The organism is Nitrospirota bacterium (assembly GCA_016214855.1).
In the GTDB taxonomy this organism is placed as follows: domain Bacteria; phylum Nitrospirota; class Thermodesulfovibrionia; order Thermodesulfovibrionales; family UBA6898; genus UBA6898.
The window spans coordinates 421,461-442,541 of the sequence record JACRMT010000004.1; the positions used below are offsets into that span (position 1 = coordinate 421,461).

Below are 21,081 nucleotides of genomic sequence, written 5' to 3' on the forward strand. Positions count from 1 at the left end.
GCAGGAGAGAAAACAACATGAGGAGAAGACACTTTTTAATTCTGATTGCCTGTTTGATTTCCTTCCAGGCATTTGCCGCTGCCAGTGAGTATGCCCACGATTCTCGAAACGTGGAGATGATTGTATGGGAGCAGCAAAACTGGGAGCCTAACGGAGGATACAAGCGGCTCACGATCTGGCACGATGGCCTTTCAAAGGTTGAAGTGTCGCCACGTGCGCACTGGTCCATCAGCCAGATGAATATCCAGCCCAAAAGTGGATGGGTGGCGGTAAGACAAGAGCATCACGTCATGTTTGTTCGCAAGGACGTCTTTCCTCCCGAAGTCGCACGAGAGAAGATGCAACGGGCGATTGAGGCAGGCATTCAGTTTCTCGAAGCGTTTCGGCCCGGGTACCGAGATGGCAGTGGGATCCGAGTTGTTGTCCAGATTAACGGTCAACAGAAAGAAACGGTCATTCCAATGTTCATGGACAATGACAAGAGTACCGCCAATTACAAACGATTTCTGGCTGTATCGAAAATTCTGAACGGTTTCGACACGGATGCATATGAAATACCGAGCAAATGATAACAGCTAATCGGGTAGCGGAGGTAATTAACCCCCAGACCCCTCAACACTCGCCATGCGGGTTCGCAGTGTGCGTATGGAAGTGAGCCTCTGTTTCTTTAGATGCGCATTCGATAGCTCGCAATTCGTTGAAAGAGCGACTGACTTATGTCGACCGAAAATAGAATACTTGACTCTGGACTTGACTCAAGGGTTTATAATATGAAATATGATCTCTTAATCATTGGCGGCGGCTCTGCGGCTTTTGCTGCGGCCCTCAAGGCGGCAGGCATAGGAAACAAGAAAATCGGCATCATTGAATATGGACCTATCGGTGGGACCTGCGTTAATCGAGGTTGCATTCCTTCAAAGAGTCTCCTGAGGGCGGGTGAGATCTTGTACTATGGCACTCGTCCACGCTATAAAGGCATAACCCTCAAAGGCACAATCGACCTTTCAGAGATAGTCAGACAGAAAGACAGTCTTGTAAAAGAACTAAGAAAAAAGAAATACCTCGATATCCTAAGAGCCGTCCCGCAGATCGAGCTTATCAGGGGAAAGGCTGAATTTGTCGCGTCTGATGAGGTCAGGATCGGTAAGAAAAGGATCTCAGCAGAAAAGTTCATCATCGCAACAGGAGCGAGACCGGCTGTTCCTGCTATTCCCGGTATCGAGAAGGTCCCGTCTCTGACGAGCACCGAGGCATTGAATCTGACCAAAATTCCGGGGTCCATCACGATCATCGGCGGGAGGTTTACAGCTCTTGAGTTCGCTCAGATATTCAGGCACTTCGGCTCCGAGGTGACCGTCCTCCAACGGAGCGGCAGGATAGTGCCCGAGGAGGAAGAGGATATTTCGGAGGAAATGAAGAATCTCCTGATAGGGGAGGGAATTAGAGTTTACACAGGCGTGAAGATCATGGGCTTCGATAGGCGGAAGGACAAAATTTATACCCATGCCGAAATTTCAGGAAAGAGCCGTAGGATAGCTTCTGACAGTCTCATGATGGCGACAGGGATAACACCAAACACTGACCTGAATCTTGAAATCGCCGGAGTGAAGTTGGACGATAGGGGTTTTCTCATCGTAAATGATTCCGTGAGGACGACCGCTGACCATATTTGGGCTGCAGGTGATGTGACTGGAAAGATGCCACTTGTTACAGTTGCGGGATACCAGGGCGCTATTGCAGGAGAGAATGCGGTGGCCGGCTCTCAGAAGACAGCGGACTACGTGACAGTACCGCACACGATATTCACTTCACCGCAGATCGCATCAGTGGGTCTGACCGAAAGAGAGGCGGAAGCGAAGTACATCAAGTGCATATGCAGGGAGCTTCCCATGAAGTATGTTCCACGGGCAAAGGCGGTCCATGATACAAGGGGGCTTATCAAGATGGTCGCCGAAGCTGAAACCGGACGTGTTCTTGGCATCCATATCCTTTCGCATGAGGCCTCAGAGGTGATTCACCAGGGCGTTCTGATTTTGAGAAACAGAATGACCGTGCAGGAAGTGGCTGAAAAGATAGACGTATATCCAACAATGAGTGAGATGATCAAGCTTTGCGCGCAAAGCTTTTTCAGAGATATTGAGATGCTCAGTTGTTGCGCTGAGTAGAGAGAGCAAGAATGGAAAAGAGAGAACAGACTTTGAGGAAAAGATTTTATGCGGCGCTCAGCGGTACGTTCATCGTGGCGATATGCTGTTTTACGCCCGTTCTTGTTGTCCTTTTTGCAGTGGTGGGCCTGAGTGCTTTTACGTCCTATCTGGATTATGTGCTCTACCCTGCTTTGGTGATTCTCATAATTCTGACTGTCTATTCTTACCGGCAATGGAAGAAGTCGCAATAGTATAGATTGCAGGAGGTGTTTTGTGAAGATCGAGTGCTATATGTCTGCAGGGTGCGGGGCTGAGGAACTCTTGCGGGCGAATGTGAGGGCAGCCGTCGAAAGGGAAGACGTAGCCGCAGAGGTGATATTCCGCCGCATAACGGATAAAGAGGCTTCTGCGCTTGAGATCAAAGGTTCGCCCTCTGTGCTCATTAATGGCGTGGACATCGAACCGCAGGAGATGGCGGGATTTTCCTGAAGGATGTTCACTGACGAGTCAGGCAGACTCATGAACGTACCGTCAGTCGAGATGTTGAGAAGAGCAATACGGAAACATTAGCAACCTTTATTAGCACATCCCCTGTCCTTCGGGGAGATCATATGCTGAGATCCTATTTCTCCAAGTCTTTCTTCTTATCCTCAAACTCCTCTTTGTTTATCTCTCCATGGGCGTACCTTTTCTTGAGAATCTCGATCGCCGAATCATCATGACCCTTGTTGCGCGAACCGGAGCCAGTAGACGTTATAATCCATCTGATAAGAAGAACAACAGCCACAATTACAACGATCCAAAATACGAACATGAAGAAAAAACCCGGCCAGCCCATTCCAAATCCCCAGCCCATCATTCCGGGTCCCATCACTCCCGGTTCGTGAGCATCAGCGGAAGTGATCGTCATCAAAGAAAGTATCGCGGTCAAGAAACCCAATAGCTTTTCCATTGTATTCTCCTTCACTAACGTTTGCGCGACGGCTCAAGCCCACCGATATGAGGCCTACACGTCAAACCCTAAAAAAAGGACCTACGTCGCCCTTGCATAATCTATCATCCCCTGGAAATCTACGACAACTGCAGGCTCGTCACCGACCACCCAGGCATCATGGCCCGAGGGGAGCAGGGATACATCGCCAGGCCGACACTCAAACTCTGTTCCGTCATCCATGAGAATCTTCAGCACGCCGGACAGGTGATACTGGAAGTGCGGCGCTTCGCAGCTCTTTGTCTTGGCAAGAGGCTGAACCGAGGTCGCCCACCTCCAGCCGGGCTCGAAGATAGCCCGACCAATGGTCGCACCGCCGATCTTTATGAGTTCGAGTCGCCCCTTCGGAAATTCTCGGACTTCATCCGGGTTCCCAAAGCTTTTCAGTTCTGCCTGTTCCATATTGCGCCTCCTCTTCCCTTGCTCTCAGAATGCTGGCTTATCTCAACTATATAATAAATTCTATCACAAAATAACTTCAATGATTCACTCAACCTTCACCATAAAATCGAGAAGTATCACTTTTCCTCGCTGCTGAATCTGGCTGAAAATATTGTATGTGCCCCTTTTCGGAAATACCACATCAGATTCGATTTCGGGTCCGACTTTCTCCCTGACTGTTCCAATGCTATTGTCTGAGCGGGAATGGTCATGTGATGCCCCCGGAACATCTCCATGAGCATGAATGAAACCGTTCAGGTCCGTCATAACAACGGCAAGATGCATGGGTGCACCGAGGTACTGCTCAAGATCCTTTACCGGCTCGCCGTTTCTTGTTATCGCATAACGCAATAAGTTTTTCTCTCCTGCGCGTAACTTCTCAGGAATGCTCTTTAGCGATACATCATATCCACCAAAGGACTTTCTCTGGGTAAAATCCCTTTTTATTGATGCCATCTTCGGTATTCCATCCACGGTTACATGAAACTGTTTCGAGACATGGGTGCCCTCTGCCGCTGTGTCAACCGCGACAAGATACCGGCCTGCCTTGGGGAATGCATATCGTACCGAGTACCGGGCATTCTTCATCATCTCGTCAGTAATCGGCCCAAAATCCTCGGGATGGATATGGGCAAAAGAACTTAAATCTTCGCTGATAATGATTACGTGAAGAATCCGTTCATGAGAAATAGTCAGGTTTTCAGCAGGCCTTCCTTTCCCGTCCGTTATACGGAAGGTGATCGCCACCTCGTTTTGCGCTGTCCAGGGAGCAGCACCCTTCTCTATCTGAATGAGGAATGATGAGAGCTCTTCGACTTTGTCGGAATGCATGTCGTTCATCTGTCCGTGATGAGAGTCATGATGACCGGGTTCACCGGCAAACGTGCCTGCTCCCGGCAAAAAAAGACAGGACACCAAAGCAATGACAAAACAGAATATTTTTCCAACTGCAGATTTCATCGCACACCTCATATCTGAAAATGGAGAACTGCAAAGCAGTTTATGGTCAGTTTAGTTGTGCTGCCCACCGCATGCGTGAACTCGGCAAGCCGGGTAGCTGTATTGATTCCATAATGAAAGGGGGTTTTTCTGAATGATGTTCTGCTCATTTTTCTATAAATCGCCCATATATCGCTTTAGCTGCAAGGGGAAACAAGGCAAGCAACCCAAAAGACAATATGACGCCGGGCGACAGGATATCGTCTGACGAGTTCATCGACTGAAGCCTGCTTCCGGCATTGACAAAGATAAATGAGACAGGCAGCATGCCAAGCTGTGATACCCAATAGAACGTGAATAGCGGCATTCTGGTGAGGCCTGCAGCCATATTTACCAAAAAGAACGGAAACAGCGGCACGAGTCTCAGGATAAAAAGATAGTAAGGCCCATTTTTCTCCAACGCAGAGTTGATGGCCGCAACTCTCTTTTGAAAAACAGCTTCAACCCAGTCCTTCAGAAAATATCGAACAACTATACAGCCGAGCAGCGCGCCTATGGTGCTTGCAAACGAGACGACCACAGTACCTGCAAACAGTCCAAAAACAGCACCACCTGCTATGCTCAATATCTCTGCTCCTGGCAGTGATAGAGCGGCAATCAAAATATACAACGCCATAAAAACAAAAATCACTGTAGCCGGCTGCTTCTGAAATAGGTGAGCAAGGTTCCCCTGAAGTGCCTTGAGATTGGCAAAGGTGAGATAATCTCCAGCACCGTAGGCCCAGAAAAGGGCTATTACGCCAATCAGGATAAATAGAAATAAAGCCTTCAGTGCACGCGGTCCTCTAATACTCATAACCTGAAAGACTGCAGATTCATCATTTTGCCGTGTTACAGGGAGAGTTTGTCTACCGCATTGTGTGCCTGTATGCCATGGATCAGGGACGCGCCCCCCCTGACTGCAGAAGCTACATGCACAGCCTCAGTTATGTGCTCCAGGCTCATGCCCTCCTCAAGGCAGCTCTTGGTATATGCATCAATGCAGTAAGGGCACTGGATGGCGTGAGCAACCGCCAGCCCAATTAATACTTTTTCTCTTTTACTAAGCACCCCCGGCTGGAGGGCGGCAGTGTACCAGCTCATGAATTTCTTGAAAAGCTCAGGACTGCATTTACCAATCTCACCGAAACGGTCGAGGTCTTCACTATTGTAATACTCGGTCATATTTTCTTCTCCTCACGCCAGTAATGGGACATCTCATTTAAACACTTCTATAAAATCAATATATGAAACTGATTTTTCGCCGGTATTGTCTGAATCATTCATAATCGCGAGGCTCGCAGTTGATGGAGGGAGAGTGCCAAAGACCTCCTTATAGTCCTCCACAATATTGACTTCCTCCGGCCTCCATTTCCCGACATTGTCGCCGCCGGCCTCCAATATCAACATCTTTGATTCTTCGGCAAAAGGATTTGTAATAATACGCCTGTCATGTTTTCTGCTTTCCCATATATAGGTCAGGCTGCTGTGTGGGGGGTATTCCCCATAAATTGCCTTTGCAAGTCCATACCTTATTCGCTGGCCAAGAGAGGCTTTATCGGGATCATATTTGAAAATGACATATACTCTAATCGGATAATCGTCCCCTGATTTTTCTTCGGCATTTCCCTTTATGTAGACATTGCTTATCTTCCAGAGCCACTTTATCCTTGGATATGCAGAAACATTGAATTCCTTCTTCAGAATCAGTCCTGACGCAGATGCATTACTCTCAGCTCTGAGATAGCTCCTGTCGCCATCTTTTTCTATGGTATACTCCGTATGTTTTTTAATCTTAGGAAAGAACAGCGGCCTCCAGTTGTGGAGATCGTTGAAATCTTCCCGTAAAAATACTCCATCATCCTGAGCATAAAGATTGATACAGCTCAGCAAAATAAGTAATAACGAACCTGCCGCGATAAACCAACTTATTACAGCAAAATCCCGCTTTTTCACTCAGCAGCATGCCCCTCCGCTGCATCCACTATCGGCATTTTCCGCTTTCGCAGAGGCAGGCGCACAATCAAAGGGTCCATAGTGAGTCTTTCTATCGCCCACAATCCGAAAATGTTCGAAGAACCTGGTATTTTGAAGCATGGATGCCGTATTGCCACACACGAGCATTGGCTTGCCGGCAATAAATCTATGGTGATCATCCAGATCGAAGAAATGGGGACTTCCCGGCATCGTTCCCTTGTAGATTGCTACCTGTCCGTAGTCCTCGCAGATGTCCTCAAGGTCGCTCAGCTTAAACGCTCGTATGGTCATCGAATAAAAATCGACCATCCCTATCTTCTCACTGATCTGAGGATTATCAATGGCTATTCTTCGCTTTGAGACCACCCGATAATCCGTGCATCCGATGTCGCGTAAGAGCCGCCGAAAGTCTTCGATGTACATCGCACCGGCCAGGCACTCTCCCCGAAGCACCTGATCGTCTTTAAGCTGGTCAGGAATTCTTCTGCCTGCAAACACGTCCGAGAAATAGAGCTCTCCGCCCGGTTTCAGTACTCTGAAGATTTCACTGAAGACCGCAGCTTTATCCGGAGAAAGGTTGATGACACAGTTGGAGATCACTACATCAACGGAATTATCCTCAATGTCAGCAGTCTGAAGGTCCTCAATATATCCGCATTTAAAGTCGACATTCGGCCTGTCGTATCCAAATCTCTTCATCTGGGATTCGACATGTCTTCGTCCCACCTCAAGCTGCTCCTCGGTCATATCGACACCTATAACAAAGCCCTGATCTCCGACAAGTCTGGATACGATATAAACGTCCCTGCCGGTCCCACACCCCAGATCCAGAACCGTAGCCGAATTGAGGAGCGGTGGGATTGGCGAGCCACAACCGTAGAAGCGATCGAGTATTTCCTTGTCAATGTGGCTAAGGGCCTCTTTTACCTCCGCCGGTATACCTTCATCCGTGCAACAGCAGGCACTTGTTTGAAGATCTTTTGTTCCACCGAGGATCTTCCCGTAGTATTCTCTCAGATTATCATGTGTTTTCGAATCAGTTTTCATTTATATCTCCTTGATAGTTTAATTGCATTTGCACATACCCGTATTTTTCTTGCTTTTCATCAGCGGCTCAATAAGTCCTGTAAACACCAGCGAAGCAATACCGGCTCCTAAAATCGGTCCCCCAACGTAGACAGCGAGCGATCCGTACCAACCATTGGCAAGAGCTGCCCTGTCCCATCCCAGAAGCATTGAGAAAAGCCTTGGGGAAAGGTCCCGTGCCGGATTGAGACCGGTCTGTGTAAGGGGAGCTGTCACCGAAATTATAAGAGCAACAGTCAATCCTATGAAAAGCGGGGCCATCATATCATCAGGTCTTCCCAGATTGCAGCCTTCAGTCAGAGTAAATATCAAGAATACAAGGATAAAAGTACCGATGCCTTCCGTAATTACAGCAGTAAGCGTACTAACCGATGCAGCCGCTCCTGCGCCTGGATTAGGATAGAACTCTCCGAACATCATCGCTGTCTTAACCGATTCAGTCCCTCCTCTTACAATTCCGTGAATCTCCTCGAAACGCGCAATAGATTCGCCAAATATGAGATAGAGCACCGCAGCGGCGAAAAACGCTCCGGCAAACTGGGCGATGATGTAGACTGGCAGCCTCCGGGCTGACATCCTTCCCCCTATTACCATAGCAATGCTGACAGCAGGGTTCAGGTGTGCGCAGGAGAGATGTCGTGTTGCGTAAATCGCTATGGTGACACCAATTCCCCAAACAGCCGCTACCTGAAAAAGGCCCACATGAGAGGAGAACATTACAGTGACGGCAACTGAGCTGCATCCGAAAAAGACCAGCAGGAAGGTGCCGATAAATTCACCCGCAAAATCATGCTTATATGTCAATGGGTACCTCCCAATATTATCCAATATATAATCGAATATACGTAACAATTTAATAATTGTGAACTGAGGTGGGAGAACATTGCGCTGCTCTCCCACCTGAATCAGCTTTAATATCCTGCAGCTTTTTTGTCCATCTTCTTGCCCAACGACTTGATATAGGCCACTAAGTCCGTCATCTTTTCAGACTTCGAATCAATAGCTTTACCCTTGCTGGCGTTTTCAATGCAGAAATTCACAGCCTCTTCGATACTTTTCTGTGTTTTTCCCATAATCTTAAACTCTTTTTTTGCGCCGGCTTTCTCCAGTCCCTTTCCATCAGGATGACACGCACTGCAGGCCTTCTCGCCGCCGAATGCCTTCGGATCAGTGAAAAGATTCTTCCCCTTTCCCGCATCCCCCGCTGCGAATGCAACAGAGAATATCAATCCAACAACTGTCAGAGTGATCAACATCATTCTTGTGATCTTCATTCTTTCTCACCTCCTTTCCATGAAATCTCACTTACACCAGCACCACCGGATCATTTCGGCCACAAGTGCAGTCCATCCGGTTTGGTGACTCGCTCCAAGACCCTCGCAGGTATCACCGTGAAAATACTCATTGAAGAGAACCAGATCCCTGAAGTGCGGATCGTTACGATATTTTTCTTTTTCGCCGTGAACAGGTCTTTTCCCATCTGCACCCAGCATAAAGATTCCTGATATTCTCTGCGAGAGCTTCTGGGCAACATCCATGAGGTTCAGGAAGTTGCCGGACGCAGTCGGGAACTCAACTTTCAGTGATTCGCCATAGTAGCTGTAGTATTTCTTCAGGGATTCTATGAAAAGATAATTTATCGGAATCCATATTGGGCCTCTCCAATTTGAGTTGCCGCCAAAGAGATTGGTTGTCGATTCCGCGGGTTCATAATCCACTCTATATTCATTTCCATTGACCTTCAGAACAAAGGGATTGTCTTTATGATATCTGGAAATGGATCTGATGCCACCGGAAGCAAGGAATTCATTTTCATCAAGCATCCTCTGCAGTATTCTAACCAGTCGGTGCTTCGGTATCAGCGAAAGCAAAATATCCCTGTCTTCAGCAAGTTCCTCGATCGGCCGGTATTTACCAAGCTCAGTCCGGTTGTTTCTGAACCAGAGAAGTCTTTTTCTGAACCCTTTCAGTCGGTTAAAGAGGTCTTTGTTTATCACGGAAACAGCGAGCACGGAAGTAAGACCCACAAGCGATCTTACCCTTAAAGGAATAGTGGTTCCGTTCGGAAGATGGAGGGAGTCGTAGTAAAACCCGTCTTCTTCATGCCAGAGACCGCTCTCCCCAAGCGTATTCAGGGATTCAGCGATATGGATGAAATGCTCGAAGAACTTTGAAGCGACATCCTCATACGCCGGGTCCTCCTGCGCAATTTCGAGGGCCATGTCCATGAGATTCAGGGCATACATCGCCATCCAGCTTGTTCCGTCTGCCTGCTCGATATGTCCGCCGGTCGGCAGTGTACTGCTTCTGTCAAAGATGCCGATATTGTCCAGACCGAGAAATCCGCCCTGAAATATGTTATGTCCTTCGGAATCCTTTCTGTTGACCCACCAGGTGAAATTAAGCAGGAGTTTCTGAAACACCCTTTTGAGGAAAACAATGTCCCCTTTGCCGGAATTTTTCTTGTCGAGTTCATATGTCTTGAGGGAGGCCCATGCATGGACAGGCGGGTTCACATCGCTGAAATTCCATTCATAGGCAGGGAGCTGCCCGTTGGGGTGCATGTACCACTCCCTCAGAAATAAGATCAGCTGTTTCTTGGCGTAATCAGGATCGATCACCGCAAGGGGGACACAGTGAAAGGCCAGATCCCACGAGGCATACCAGGGATATTCCCATTTGTCAGGCATTGATATAATGTCCCTGTTGAAAAGGTATGGCCAGTCGTGGTTACGTCCCTGCTTTCTTGCAGCAGGAGGCACGGGTTGCCCCTTGTCCCCGCTTAGCCAGGTCTCTATCTCATAGTTGTAATACTGCTTGCTCCAGAGCAGACCGGCAAAAGCCTGCCTCTGAACCTGAAGAACATCGCTTACCGGCTCATCTGGAGACACAACTGCATAAAATTCATCGGCCTCGGCGATTCTCTGGCTGAATATCTCAGAGAAAATGCCCTTAAAAGGCTCATCGAGTTTCTTTTCGGAAAGTCGCAGTCGTACGGAAGCAGACGCTCCAGCCTGTATACGGAAACGATAAACCACTGCGCTCTTGGTGCCGGAATTCTTATCTTCCAACAGGTTGTCCTTTCCTCCGGCGATCACATCGTGGAAAGCATCTTTCACAAAAGGAGAAGCGTTCGGAACATTAAAAAGCCTTGCTGCATTCGTCTCATTTTCGGTAAAGAGCACCTCCCTGCCGCCATCGCAATGGAGATAGCATATCCCTGAATGTTCATGTTCCGCTTCCAGCACAGCATCCTGACCTTCATCCGAGATAAGCCTCAGCTGGGGTCTCTTTTTTACTTTTCCAAATGACCAGGTATTTCTGAACCAGATGGTCGGCAGCACAGCGATGTCAGCAGCTTCTTCAGCGCGGTTGAAGATTTCAATCCGAATCAGGATATCGTCAGGTTCGGCCTTTGCATATTCGACAAAGACATCAAAATATTTGTTCTGATCAAAGATACCGGTGTCAGCCAGCTCATACTCAGGGGCTTTGCGGGAGCGTTTCCGGTTTTCTTCAACAATTTTACGGTATGGAAACTCTCCCTGCGGATACTTGTAGAGATATTTCATGTACGAGTGAGTCGGAACATTATCAAGGTAGTAATAAAGCTCCTTGACGTCCTCACCGTGGTTTCCCTCAAAAGCGCTTAAACCGAAGAGTCGCTCTTTGAGAATAGGGTCTTTGCCGTTCCAGAGGGCAATGCTGAAGCAGAGATTCTGCTGAATGTCGGATATACCTGCGAGACCGTCTTCTCCCCACCGATAGGCCCGCGACCGTGCATGATCAAAGGGGAAATAATTCCATGCATCGCCATTTGGACTATAGTCTTCGCGGACTGTGCCCCACTGTCGCTCGCTCAGATAAGGACCCCATTTTTTCCAGAAGACCTGGTGATTGGTATTCTCTTCAAGCCTTTTTCCTTCAGCTGTCACTTTTCCATGTCCTCTTCTCTATCTATTAGGCAGGCGACCGCCTGCTATGCAATTGAGCCTGTTCAGGTAGATCCCTGCCCGGCAGTGCAGCCGTAACAGTGATCACCTACGTGTATCTCCCTGCCCAAAAGACGTTCAAGGTCAAATTCCTGAATGTGCTGGGGACAGGAATCGTGCATATGAAGATCAAGCACCTGGTTGAAATCGCAATCATAAAGAGCGCCATCCCATCCGACACTTATGAGGTGCCTGCACATAAGTCCATTCAGCGTTGCGGGGTTAAATGCCTGCTCAAGCTTCTCCAGGTAGCTATCAAGAGTTCCTGTCTTTTCGAGATGATTTCTGAACCTGCCGACCGGCATATTAGAAAAAACAAAGAGATGGTTAAAAGAAATTTCGTGCCGCGCTCCAAGCTCCCGTCGGTACTCGTCTTCAAGACACTTCTGTTCAGGGGCGAGAAAGGCTCCCGAGGGGTTAAAAACGAGGTTCAACTTTCTCATGCCTGAGCCGTTTCCGTATCCCAATCCGTTGAGCACCTGAATTGCCTTGATGCTTTTTTCAAAAGCCCCATTTCCTCTTACCCTGTCAACGCTGCTGTCAAGGTAATACGGAAGAGATGCTGATATTTCTATGTTATGCTCACGGTAGAATTCAGGCAGGTAATCAAACCCCTTCTCAAAGAAGATGGTAAGATTTGAACGAACAATAACATGGCAGCCAACCCGCTTTGCCTCCGTTACAAAGTAGGTGAAATGCGGATTCATCTCAGGAGCGCCGCCTGTGAGGTCAAGCGTCTGAATATTGTACTTTCCTATCACGTCAAGAATCTGATCAACGGTATCCTTTTTCATAACTTCCGGCCTGTTCGGTCCGGCTGCTACATGGCAATGCTTGCAGGACATGTTGCATGTATAGCCCACGTTGACCTGGAGGCTTTGCAGCCCAGCTGATATCAGAGGGGCCTTCATTACCTCATACACTTTATTCTTAAATTCCATAGTCATGTTTTTTCAGCTCTGACAAACTCTTTCATATCCGCTTTCATTTTAATCCATTCAACTCCCACAGGTAATCAAAGTAATTCACCGTGTATTTCTGCGTGTCGATATATCTTCTCTCATCCGCCTTAAGAAAGGGGGATATGATATCAACGGCACTGAGCGCACCTTCAGGAAAAGTCTTACTGTCGAATTTGAAGATCTGGGAAAAATAGACGGTATTGTTTTTAGTATCAATCAGAATGCCTTTTTTCGTATTACTCAGAAATCTGCGGGCCTGGTCTTCCAATTGTTCCTTGAGACGGGCGCCGACATAGACCTCTTTTCTCATGTCGGGACAGCTGAGAGATGCGCAGACAATAGCATAATGTGCCATGCGAGCCCTAAATGTGCCCATGAGAATACCGTGTTCGATTTCATCCAGACTGTATTCCCTGCCACCGATGTTCAAGACATTCTTTTTCCATGGGTTTTTCAGTAGATTGATCTTCGTGCTCCTTATGCTGTCAACCGGGTAATGGTCCAGAATCATCTTAACCGCGCCGATATTATAGGCGTTGATCCAGAAAGCAATCCTGTCTAAATGGGAAGATATAGTTTCAGGATTAAAGGAGCTCAATTGTCTAAGAATAAATGCATAATCGGACGACGAGGACGTGGACTCTTGATGAAGACCAGCATAGTCGACTGCGCTAATTGTTATTCCACTGATCGTTTTTCCTTCCTGCACGTAATTGTTCAGGAGCCTCTGGTACTGCTCTCCATCAAAAGGCGACGCGTTTGCCATTGCCGACATGACGGAAATAATAAAAACCACCAAACCGATATTCATGCTTCTATTCACGATTTGACCTCCATCTTTTCTTGCTTAAATTATAAAGCACAAACATTGCTTTTGCATGTAATAGAGCTTACAATATAGGCCATTAGGATAAGCACTTTATATAGAAGGCTCCTCCTCGCGCAAGCTGGGGGGAATAATGCTCTTGGAGGAATTAGACGAACAGTGATAGGGTCAAAAGCATGACACAGGAAAAATCAAAGCTCTGGTATCTTCGCAACCTCGAAATATGTGCTCAAATGGGAGATGCCGGACACACGTTGATTCACGATAATTCCGACATGAAAGATATAAAAAAAGGCGAATCTCTATATATGCAGGGGTCTGCGGATCGGAATATCTACATATTAAAAACTGGCACGGTAAAAATGACTAAGCTGTCACCGCAGGGGAAAGAGATTATCCTCGATATCGTTAATAAAGGTTCAATTTTTGGGGAGATGACCTATACAGAGCCAAGAGAGCGCAACGAATCTGCAGTAGCCATGGAAGACAGCGTAATCTGCATCATCTCGAAACAGAATTTCGATAAACTGCTGGATATGATCCCGGGGCTCTCGATACAGTTCACCAAGATATTCGGAAAAAGAAGATGGAAGATTGAAAACAGGTTGTTCGACCTTCTTTATAGCACCGTAGAGCAGAGGCTTGCGAAGACCCTGTTGAATCTTCTCGATGAGCATTCAGTCCCGCATGATCATGGGAAGCGCCTTACAATCAAGCTTACACATCAGGATTTCGCCGACCTCATTGCATCGACACGCGAAACAGTAACTGCCACCCTGAACACATTGAGGGAACGCGAGTTGATTAATTATGAGGGAAGACATATTGTTGTCACTAATGCTGCGAAACTTAGGAATCTGGCGGAACAGCAGTAAATCTCACATCTTCACTCCGATGCTTGATCAATTTTAGATCAAGGACAATCTCGACATCCAGTCAAAGCATAGTGTCACCTTTGCCAGCGATTGGCCAATACAATTCCTTGCGTATCAGTTAAGCAGAAAACACTGCGGGTCCTCCGCAAGGTAACTGCCCTCGCCCTGTGACTGGGAGAAAGCATAGGCTATTGCCCTGCATCCTCTGCAGGCAGACCACTTTGAGCAGGTACCGCATCTGCCCTGATATTGGGTCTTGTCCCGTAATGCCCTTAACGTTTCTGATGTTGCCCAGATCTCTCTCAGGGAGTCCTCCTTTACATTGCCGATTGGCAGAGGCATCCTCCTGCAGGGCGTGATAGTACCGTCCGGGAGTATCGTCAGGCCGGACACTCCTGCCGCGCATCCTCCTGAGGGCAGAGGATCAGCAGCATCTCCGGCGGGATTTCTGAACTGCGATGCAACCGGGTCACCGGTCACGATTTTCAGCCCCGGTATATGCAAAGAAAATATTTTATGGTATATCTGTTCCACAGCCTCGTTCGTCAGCATCCTGCCGAGCAATATTGCACCGCTTCCCGACGGCACAAGCCTCGAAAAGCCGACCCGCTGCGCGCCGGTTGAAGATGCGAGATCTATCACGTCCATGAAACAGTCTGCGTTCAGTTCAGAGAGGGTTGTATTCAAGGTCAGTTCGATCCCGGCATCGAGGATATTCCGTATGCCCTTGAGCGATGAGGCGAAGCTTCCTGCACCACGGATGCTGTCATGCACTTCCTCAGACCCCTCGATGCTTATCTGCACGCCTTTTACCCCGATCGCGGCGAGTCTGGCGGACAGCTCGCGGGTTATCAATGTCCCGTTCGAAAGCATATAGGTATCAATCGCGTTCTTTCTTAATTCTTCCAGGACCTCGAAAAGATCCGACCGCAGGAACGGTTCACCTCCGGTTACCGTAAAGCTCGAAGAAAGGTCGATCGCATATGCCTGCCTCCAGTCGTCAAGCATGCAGGACACTTCATCTATCAATAAGACTATTTCGGCCAAAGACATCTCTTTTGGCCTGTCTTCGGTCTGATAGCAATGTTTGCATTTGAGATTGCACCGTTCGGTAAGGTGCAGCTGGATAAAGAACTCGAAAGGATCAATTACCGGCATATCATTTCCCTGGCTTATTATTTGATCGCGAAGACAGTTTCAGCGCTCCTGCGAAAAAGGCAGATATGAAAGCGTGCACAGGAACAACTGGCAACGGCCTTTCATATCTGCCCGGGCACCTTGTTGCCTGACCGGCAACGTCAGCTCTTTCAACCCTTTCACTTGTGACATACCTTGCCAGGATTTTCTTTGGTCGCCTTCTTGAGATTATCCCAGTAAGTGGCCTCCTGAGCGAGGGCTTCTTTGGACAGTGTCTTTTTCATCCTTCTTCACCTCCCTTCTTCCTATGGATAGAGAATTACAGATAGATCGGCTCTATGATTTAATCTTATCATGTTAATTATGCATGTCAATACAAAGAGACATTGTGAAATAATGTCAAGCCTCGGTTACAAAGCTTGCAGGAATTACCCTGACGCATATTGTCTAATAGTAATCCTGCTTACATCTTCTGACAACGAATTAAATGATAATTAATCATCAGGGATAATGTTACTAATGGAAGAATCTTTGTATTGTGAATCGTATTTGCAGTGTTTACAATACTCTTATTACAAACGTCTCTTACAATAGAGACTATTAAAGTCTGGAGATTAAGGACATGACTACAGAAAAAACGAAGCTCTGGTATCTGAAGAACCTCGACATGTTCAGTCATCTGCGTGATGAGGAACATAATATGATCGAGAAATACATGGAGATGAAAGAGATAAAAAAAGGAGATACCTTGTATCTGCAGGGGGCAGCTGATAAAAATATTTACCTCCTGAAAAAAGGCGCGGTGAAGATCACCAAGCTCACACCACAGGGGAAAGAGCTTATCCTCGATATTGTGAAGGGAGGCTCGATCTTCGGCGAAATGACCTATACAGATCCGAGAGAGCGTGATGAGTGCGCCGAGGTTATCGAGGATGGGCTGATCTGCACTATAAAAAAAGAGAGCTTCGATAAGCTGCTTGAGATGGTGCCAGGGTTGTCGATTCGGCTCACAAAAATGATCGGCCTCCGACGCTGGAAAATAGAGAACAAACTGCTTGATCTTCTTTTTTGTACGGTCGAGCAAAGGATAGTCAAAACAATTGTGAACCTTCTCGATGATTTTGGAGTCCCGCACAGCGGAGGCTATCTGCTAAAGATCAAGCTGACACACAAGGATTTCGCAGATTTGATCGCATCCACGCGGGAAACCGTTACTGCCGCACTTAACAGGCTCAAAGACGGAGGATATATCGATTTTGAAGGAAAGTATCTTACTATCAGCAACCTGGAGAAGCTGAAGGGGCTCCTTGACTGATAGCTACAGCAAGGCTAACGTAAGGAGTATGCGTGGGATATGAAGATCGTTCCTGCAATTTTGACCGAGTCCGGTGATGAATGCGTAAATCTCATGCGCCTCGCGCAGTCCTTTGCTGACTTCATCCAGATAGACATCATGGATGGCCTCTTTGTATCGACAAGAAGTTTTCCCCCTGAAACCCTCAATGGTATGCCGACATCAATATTCTTTGAACTGCATCTTATGGTAAAAGACCCAATGTCAGTGGTGCAGAGTTTGAACAATAGACATATCAAAAAAATAATATTCCACGCGGAAACCCTGAACAATTATCAGCCGATAATTGTTCAGATAAGAAGCATGGGAATCTCTCCGGGCATCGCTGTCAAGCCTGAAACCGAGTTAAACAGGTTCATTCGCTCGGCTCCTCTGCTCGATACCATCTTTTTTCTTACTGTTGACCCTGGCAATTACGGTAGCCCCTTTAGGCCTGAAGTACTCAATAAGATATCTCGGGCACGAAAGCTATTTCCTGCAGCAGAAATCGGGGTTGACGGCGCTGTTTCGCTCGATAATATAAGATCTTTTGTTGATATTGGGGTTGATTATGCCTGCGTGGGAAGCAGAATATTTCGAAGTGAATCTCCCAAAGCAAGCTATCTGCAATTTATCCGAAAGCTGAAAGAAATCGAGGTGCAAAATGAATTTTGAAGAGCGTTGCATCACAACGATCAGGATGCTCGCCGTCGATATGGTCCAAAAAGCTGATTCAGGGCACCCTGGTCTTCCCATGGGCGCTGCTGCCATGGCATATGTGCTATGGACAAGATTTCTCCAGCATAACCCGGCGAGCCCTTCATGGGCAGACAGGGATCGCTTTGTATTGTCTGCGGGCCATGGCTCCGCCCTGCTCTATTCGCTACTGCATCTCACCGGATACGATCTGTCTCTGGATGAACTCAAACGATTTCGTCAGTGGGGGAGCAAGACCCCGGGGCATCCCGAATATCGTGTCACTCCCGGTGTGGAATGTACGACAGGACCTCTCGGGCAGGGGATTGCAAACGCGGTAGGCCTAGCCATAGCGGAACGTCATCTTGCTGCACGTTTTAACAAACCGGAGCATGAAATCGTCAATCATTTCACCTATATTCTTGTGGGTGATGGCGATCTTATGGAAGGCATTGCCTCTGAAGCGGCTTCTCTCGCCGGGCATCTTAGACTTGGAAAACTTATTTGCTTATACGACAGCAACCGTATCACACTTTCAGCAGAAACAAGATTGCTTTTTACGGAGAATGTAAACAAGCGTTTCGATGCCTACGGTTGGCATGTGCAGATAGTACAGGACGGCAATGACCTATCAGCTGTCGAGCAGGCGATAACCAGTGCACGCATAGAGTCTGATCGGCCTTCCCTTATCACCGTTAAGACCCATATCGGGTATGGGAGTCCGCACAAGCAGGATACCTTTGGTGCTCACGGCTCTCCTCTCGGTCCTGACGAAGTCCGGGATACCAAAAAGAACCTGGATTGGCCTCTTGAGCCTGATTTCTTTATCCCCGAAGATGTTCAGAGATATTTTAGAGATGCTGTGCGAAAAGGAGAAGAGGAAGAGGCGGCATGGGATACTCTTATGCGGTCCTATGAGTCTATATTCCCTGACCTGGCAAAAGAGTGGGAGATGATTATGATCCATGATTTTCCGGAAGGATGGAAGCGAAATATCCCGGTATTTGAGGCTGACAAGAAAGGGATTGCCACACGCGCTGCCGGCGGACAGGTCATGAACAGCATTGCGAAGGATATCCATAATCTCATAGGAGGCTCTGCGGACCTCAATCCCTCGACCAATACCGAGCTGACAGGGAAAGGCAATTTTCAACCGGCAGAAACAGGAGTGGAGCATATTCAGGGAGCAGTATCTGGCCCTTGGGGATATGAAGGCCTAAATATCGCTTTTGGAGTAAGGGAACACGCCATGGGAGGGATCATGAACGGGATAGCCTACCATGGTGGGCTTATCCCCTTTGGCAGCACTTTTCTCGTTTTTTCCGACTATATGAGGCCGTCCATACGCCTTGCCGCCCTTTCGCAACTGCACGTCATTTATGTATTTACCCACGACTCTGTTGCAGTCGGCGAGGATGGTCCAACCCATCAGCCTGTTGAGCATCTTGCAAGCCTCAGGGCAATCCCCGGATTGACTGTGTTAAGACCTGCTGATGCTTCTGAGACCGCTGAATCCTGGAAATTTGCGCTTGATTACCGGGGCGGTCCCGTCGCGATTATCCTCAGCAGGCAGAAACTACCTATTATTGATCGGAAGCAATATGGTCAGGCATCGGGCCTTGAAAAGGGGGCTTATATTCTGGCTGATTCAGAAGAGCATCCTGATATTGTCGTAATGGCCACAGGATCGGAAGTTCATCTCGCCCTGGAAGCTCGTGAAAGGCTTCTCGGTGAGGGCATTCGGGCAAGGGTTGTCAGCATGCCCTCCTGGGAGCTCTTTGAAGAACAAAGCCCTGAATACAGGCAAGCTGTCCTTCCCGAATACGTCCCTAAAGTATCGATTGAGGCAGGTATCACTCAGGGATGGCACAAGTTTATCGGCAATGATGGTATTGCGATAGGCATTGATCATTTTGGCGCATCAGCTCCGGGAGATGTTTTACTGAAGGAAATTGGCTTCACCACTGATGAAGTTGTACGAAAACTAATGGAGCTAACGAAAAGACAGAGGAGCGCATAATGAAAATAGCGATTGGTGCTGACCACGGCGGATTCAGTCTGAAAAATATTGCAGTGCCTTTTCTGAAAGAGCTTGGCCACGATGTGTTCGATGTCGGCACTGATAGTGGGGCTCCTGTTGATTATCCGGATTACGCCCGGGCCGTATCTATGGAAATTCTGGGGAAGAGGGTTGAAAGAGGCATACTCATCTGCGGCAGCGGAGTGGGCGCCTGCGTCGCGGCCAACAAGTTTCCTGGAATACGAGCAGCTCTTTGTCACGACTCTTTCTCTGCCAGACAGGGGGTGGAAGACGACAATGTAAACGTTCTTTGCCTCGGTGCAAGGATCATCGGCCCCGAGCTTGCCAAGGATATCGTAAAGATATGGCTTGCTGCCACTTTTTCGGGGGCAGAACGGCATGTGCGAAGACTGGCGAAAGTGGATGAAATTGAAAAAGAATTCACGGTAAATTCAGAAAGAGGTGACGGCCATGGTCAATAATCCCCTGCGCGAACTTGGAGAACTTGGGCAAAGTGTCTGGCTCGACAACCTGAGCAGAAAACTCATTACGTCCGGCAGGTTAAATCAGTTTATTGTAGAAGATGGACTCAGAGGGATAACCACAAATCCGACAATATTCCAGAAAGCTATATCCGGAAGCGCTGACTATGACGGCCTGATCAAAGGGCTTCTGGAGCGCGGAATTACAAACGAAAAGGAGTTGTTTCTCAGTCTCGCCATGCGTGATGTGTCGGATGCAGCAGATATGCTGTTGCCGATCTATGAAGAGACTGGAGGACGGGACGGATACGTGAGCATCGAGGTGTCTCCTGATCTTGCCTATGCCCCTGATAAAACTATACAGGAAGCAGAATATCTTTATGCCACAATCGGACGGAAGAATATTCTTGTCAAGGTTCCGGCCACAAGCGTCTGCATCCCCGCTATCGAATACCTCATCGGCCAGGGCATCAATGTAAACGTGACGCTTCTTTTTTCGGTGGCACGCTATGAAGAAGTTGCAGAAGCATATATAAGAGGTCTTGAGAAGAGAGCGGGGGAAAACCAGCCGATCAATATGATCGCATCAGTTGCCAGCTTCTTTGTAAGCAGGGTAGACACATTGATTGACAGACTCCTGATGGAAGGAACTATGGCAGAAACATCAAACACAAGAAAAGAGGATTTCCAGCGCCTCATGGGAAGAGCTGCGGTTGCCAATGCCATAACCGCTTATGGTCGCTACCAGGATATTTTCTCCTCCAAACGCTTTCAGTCCCTGCAGCGTGAGGGAGCAGCGACTCAGCGGGTGCTCTGGGCAAGCACAGGTACGAAGAATCCGGACTACAGCGATGTTAAATACGCAGAGGAGTTAATCGCCCCTGATACGGTCAATACTATGCCCGAATCACTGATGGAGGCTTTCAGAAATCACGGCAGGCCTGTGACTGCCATACGGGGAGACATTGCCGGACAGCCTGACCCTCTCATCACTGAACTACGGGATGCAGGCATAGACATTGAGCTGATTGCCGCGGAACTCGAAAATGAGGGAGTAAAGCTCTTTGCAGACTCTTTCTCGTCAGTTCTGAGCGAAGTTGCCAAAAAAAGAGATATTCTATTATCTAAACAGTGACTT

The 21,081-nt window shown here is 47.9% G+C and carries 23 protein-coding genes; 10 read left to right on the forward strand and 13 right to left on the reverse strand.

Annotated features, from left to right (window positions below):
• Positions 1-17 precede the first annotated feature (17 nt).
• The 4 genes from HZB62_04075 to HZB62_04090 all read left to right on the forward strand — a co-directional run bounded on the left by HZB62_04075 (position 18) and on the right by HZB62_04090 (position 2,636).
• Positions 18-569 carry a hypothetical protein gene (locus HZB62_04075; GenBank protein ID MBI5074329.1) on the forward strand — a complete coding sequence of 184 codons (552 nt, stop codon included), beginning with the start codon at positions 18-20 and terminating at the stop codon, positions 567-569.
• A gap of 201 nt (positions 570-770) precedes the next feature.
• Entirely contained in the window at positions 771-2,165 is a 1,395-nt protein-coding gene (gene merA / locus HZB62_04080; protein MBI5074330.1) for a mercury(II) reductase, read from the forward strand.
• An 11-nt stretch (positions 2,166-2,176) separates the two neighbouring features.
• Positions 2,177-2,398 carry a mercury resistance system transport protein MerF gene (merF, locus tag HZB62_04085; protein MBI5074331.1) on the forward strand — a complete coding sequence of 74 codons (222 nt, stop codon included), beginning with the start codon at positions 2,177-2,179 and terminating at the stop codon, positions 2,396-2,398.
• A gap of 22 nt (positions 2,399-2,420) precedes the next feature.
• Positions 2,421-2,636 carry a hypothetical protein gene (locus HZB62_04090; GenBank protein ID MBI5074332.1) on the forward strand — a complete coding sequence of 72 codons (216 nt, stop codon included), beginning with the start codon at positions 2,421-2,423 and terminating at the stop codon, positions 2,634-2,636.
• Between the two features lie 133 nt (positions 2,637-2,769).
• Here the strand turns inward: HZB62_04090 and HZB62_04095 are convergent, their stop codons facing one another.
• The 12 genes from HZB62_04095 to HZB62_04150 form a co-directional block, all read right to left on the reverse strand.
• On the reverse strand, positions 2,770-3,006 hold the full coding sequence (locus HZB62_04095) for an SHOCT domain-containing protein (protein ID MBI5074333.1): 237 nt from the start codon (positions 3,004-3,006) through the stop codon (positions 2,770-2,772).
• 174 nt (positions 3,007-3,180) lie between these two features.
• Complete coding sequence (locus HZB62_04100; protein MBI5074334.1) at positions 3,181-3,540, reverse strand: cupin domain-containing protein; 360 nt, start codon at positions 3,538-3,540, stop codon at positions 3,181-3,183.
• A gap of 84 nt (positions 3,541-3,624) precedes the next feature.
• Complete coding sequence (locus HZB62_04105; protein MBI5074335.1) at positions 3,625-4,539, reverse strand: hypothetical protein; 915 nt, start codon at positions 4,537-4,539, stop codon at positions 3,625-3,627.
• Between the two features lie 145 nt (positions 4,540-4,684).
• Positions 4,685-5,374: a TVP38/TMEM64 family protein gene (locus tag HZB62_04110; GenBank protein ID MBI5074336.1), complete on the reverse strand. Its 690-nt coding sequence runs from the start codon at positions 5,372-5,374 to the stop codon at positions 4,685-4,687.
• A 35-nt stretch (positions 5,375-5,409) separates the two neighbouring features.
• Positions 5,410-5,742: a carboxymuconolactone decarboxylase family protein gene (locus tag HZB62_04115; protein MBI5074337.1), complete on the reverse strand. Its 333-nt coding sequence runs from the start codon at positions 5,740-5,742 to the stop codon at positions 5,410-5,412.
• A 33-nt stretch (positions 5,743-5,775) separates the two neighbouring features.
• The gene (locus tag HZB62_04120) at positions 5,776-6,513 is read right to left on the reverse strand and encodes a DUF3047 domain-containing protein (protein MBI5074338.1); all 738 of its coding nucleotides are present in this window, start codon (positions 6,511-6,513) and stop codon (positions 5,776-5,778) included.
• A complete protein-coding gene (locus HZB62_04125) occupies positions 6,514-7,581 on the reverse strand; it encodes a methyltransferase domain-containing protein (protein ID MBI5074339.1) in 1,068 nt (355 codons plus the stop codon).
• Between the two features lie 18 nt (positions 7,582-7,599).
• Positions 7,600-8,424 carry an MIP family channel protein gene (locus tag HZB62_04130; GenBank protein MBI5074340.1) on the reverse strand — a complete coding sequence of 275 codons (825 nt, stop codon included), beginning with the start codon at positions 8,422-8,424 and terminating at the stop codon, positions 7,600-7,602.
• A 107-nt stretch (positions 8,425-8,531) separates the two neighbouring features.
• Positions 8,532-8,894, reverse strand: a complete 363-nt coding sequence (locus tag HZB62_04135) for a hypothetical protein (GenBank protein MBI5074341.1) — start codon at positions 8,892-8,894, stop codon at positions 8,532-8,534.
• A 27-nt stretch (positions 8,895-8,921) separates the two neighbouring features.
• Positions 8,922-11,555 (reverse strand): glucosidase, encoded by a 2,634-nt coding sequence (locus HZB62_04140; protein ID MBI5074342.1) that lies wholly within the window; start codon positions 11,553-11,555, stop codon positions 8,922-8,924.
• Positions 11,556-11,617: 62 nt separating this feature from the next.
• Positions 11,618-12,523, reverse strand: a complete 906-nt coding sequence (arsS, locus tag HZB62_04145; GenBank protein ID MBI5074343.1) for an arsenosugar biosynthesis radical SAM protein ArsS — start codon at positions 12,521-12,523, stop codon at positions 11,618-11,620.
• 73 nt (positions 12,524-12,596) lie between these two features.
• Positions 12,597-13,397 carry a DUF547 domain-containing protein gene (locus tag HZB62_04150; GenBank protein ID MBI5074344.1) on the reverse strand — a complete coding sequence of 267 codons (801 nt, stop codon included), beginning with the start codon at positions 13,395-13,397 and terminating at the stop codon, positions 12,597-12,599.
• A 179-nt stretch (positions 13,398-13,576) separates the two neighbouring features.
• Between HZB62_04150 and HZB62_04155 the strand changes: the two genes are divergently transcribed.
• On the forward strand, positions 13,577-14,275 hold the full coding sequence (locus HZB62_04155) for a Crp/Fnr family transcriptional regulator (GenBank protein MBI5074345.1): 699 nt from the start codon (positions 13,577-13,579) through the stop codon (positions 14,273-14,275).
• A gap of 114 nt (positions 14,276-14,389) precedes the next feature.
• Here the strand turns inward: HZB62_04155 and HZB62_04160 are convergent, their stop codons facing one another.
• Positions 14,390-15,433 (reverse strand): radical SAM protein, encoded by a 1,044-nt coding sequence (locus HZB62_04160; protein ID MBI5074346.1) that lies wholly within the window; start codon positions 15,431-15,433, stop codon positions 14,390-14,392.
• Between the two features lie 601 nt (positions 15,434-16,034).
• Here HZB62_04160 and HZB62_04165 point away from each other — a divergent pair.
• Genes HZB62_04165 through tal form a run of 5 tightly spaced genes read left to right on the forward strand, consistent with a single transcriptional unit; the run spans position 16,035 to position 21,078 of the window.
• The gene (locus HZB62_04165) at positions 16,035-16,727 is read left to right on the forward strand and encodes a Crp/Fnr family transcriptional regulator (GenBank protein ID MBI5074347.1); all 693 of its coding nucleotides are present in this window, start codon (positions 16,035-16,037) and stop codon (positions 16,725-16,727) included.
• 39 nt (positions 16,728-16,766) lie between these two features.
• Positions 16,767-17,420, forward strand: coding sequence for a ribulose-phosphate 3-epimerase (locus HZB62_04170; GenBank protein MBI5074348.1), 654 nt, complete (start codon positions 16,767-16,769; stop codon positions 17,418-17,420).
• Entirely contained in the window at positions 17,410-19,461 is a 2,052-nt protein-coding gene (gene tkt, locus HZB62_04175; protein MBI5074349.1) for a transketolase, read from the forward strand. The genes HZB62_04170 and tkt overlap by 11 nt, the downstream gene beginning before the upstream one ends.
• The gene (gene rpiB, locus HZB62_04180; GenBank protein MBI5074350.1) at positions 19,461-19,943 is read left to right on the forward strand and encodes a ribose 5-phosphate isomerase B; all 483 of its coding nucleotides are present in this window, start codon (positions 19,461-19,463) and stop codon (positions 19,941-19,943) included. The genes tkt and rpiB overlap by 1 nt, the downstream gene beginning before the upstream one ends.
• Positions 19,933-21,078: a transaldolase gene (gene tal, locus HZB62_04185; protein ID MBI5074351.1), complete on the forward strand. Its 1,146-nt coding sequence runs from the start codon at positions 19,933-19,935 to the stop codon at positions 21,076-21,078. Before rpiB ends, tal begins: the two co-directional genes overlap by 11 nt.
• The last annotated feature ends 3 nt before the right edge of the window (positions 21,079-21,081 follow it).